At 68.7% G+C, this 1,946-nt stretch carries 1 protein-coding gene; it reads right to left on the minus strand.

What is annotated here, in order from left to right:
* A partial coding sequence (locus tag ACWEO7_RS39340; protein WP_452430909.1) for a condensation domain-containing protein occupies positions 1-1,946 on the minus strand: 1,946 nt, incomplete at both ends.

A 1,946-nucleotide genomic window follows, 5' to 3' on the forward strand; every position in this document is an offset into this window, starting at 1 on the left:
ACCGCCACCAACGACTCCGGACCCGCACCACGAGCGATCAACGCCCGCGCCACCTGATTCGCCCGCCGATGCAACTCACCGAACGTCAGACTGGTGTCACCCGAACGGATCGCCACCGCGTCCGGACGCAACCACGCCTGTTCGGCGATCACATCCGGCAGTGTCGCACCGGGAACCCAGGCCCCCGGCACATTCCACGCACTCAGCACCTGGTCGCGTTCGCCGGGCGCGAGCACATCGATATCGCCCACCACGGCGGTGGCATCGGCCGCGACCGCCGCCAGGACACGACGGAACCGGCTCGCGAAGTTCCGCACCGTCGATTCGTCGAACAGGTCGGTCGCGTAACCGATCACCACCGACAGACCCGGCGCGCCGGGCTGCTCGGCCAGGGTGATCTGCAGATCGAACTTGGCCGCCGAAACTCCCGGATCGATGCCCGACACCGTGAGCCCGGGCAACTCGAGCGTCGCGGGAGCGAGGTTCTGCAACACCAGCATCACCTGGAACAGCGGATGCCGCGCCGCCGAGCGGACCGGATCGAGCAACTCGACCAGCCGCTCGAACGGCAGGTCGGCATGGCCGAACGCGGCGACGTCGGTCTTACGGACCTCGGCCAGCAGCGTTTCGAACGATGTGCCCGGCTCGACCTCGGTGCGCAACACCAGCGTGTTGACGAACATGCCGATGAGGTCGTCGAGTTCGGCCTCGCCGCGGCCGGCCACCGGGGTGCCGATCGCGATGTCCGAGGTGCCCGACAGCCGGGCCAGCAGCACCGCGAGCGCGGCGTGCACCACCATGAACAGCGTCGAATTGTGTTGTTTGGCCAGCTGTTCGAGCCCGGTGTGCAGGTCGGCGTCGATGTCGAAGGCGAAACTGCCTCCGCGATAGGACGCCTGGGCGGGCCGGGGCCGGTCGGTCGGCAGCGGCAGTTCCTCCGGCAGAGCGGCGAGCGCGTCCCGCCAGTACTCGGCCTGCTGCGAGATCAGGCTCTTCGGGTCGGTCTCGGAGCCGAGCACCTCCCGCTGCCACAGGCTGTAGTCGGCGTACTGCACCGGCAGCGGGGCCATGGCCGGGGCCTCGCCTCTGCTGCGCGCCTCATAGGCCAGGACCAGATCCCGGGTGAGCGGGCCCAGCGACCAGCCGTCGGAACTGATGTGGTGCGCGACGAAGACCAGCACGTGCTCGGTGGGGTCGTCCGCGCTCGCGGACGCGATCTCGAACAGCGCGACCCGGAACGGGACCTCCGTGGTGACTTCGAACCCCGCGCCGACCACGCTGGTCACCACGGCGACCGAATCGGCCGCGTCGACTCGCGCGGGTGTGAGGTCGATCGGCACCTCGTCCGCCGCGAGCACCTGCTGCACCGGGCCGTCGGACGTCTGCGGGTAGATCGTGCGCAGGATCTCGTGGCGCGCCACCAGATCCGCGACCGCCGCTCGCAGGGCCGCGACGTCCAGATCGCCGGTGAGGCGGATAGCGGCCGGGATGTTGTAGACCGATGAGGCCGGATCGAACTGGTTGAGGAACCACATGCGCTGCTGCGCCAGCGACAACGGGATGCGCTCCGGACGCGGACCGGCCACCAGCTCGCGACGACCACCGGCGCCCGCATGTTGTTCGACCTTCGCGGCCAACCCGGCGACAGTGGAGGCCTCGAACAACACACGCACCGGCACACGGGCATCCAGTGCCGCGCCGATACGCGCCGCCACCTGCGTCGCCAACAGCGAATTACCACCCAAAGCGAAGAAATCATCATCCGCACCGACACGCTCCACCCCGAGCACCTCGGCGAACACCGACGCCACGATCTCCTCGATCGGCGTCGACGGCGCCCGGAACGCTTGGACCTCGAACTCCGGCTCCGGCAACGCCTTACGATCCAACTTGCCGTTGACGTTCAACGGCAAAGCATCCAACACCACAAACGCCGACGGCACCAT

The organism is Nocardia sp. NPDC004260, from assembly GCF_053603155.1.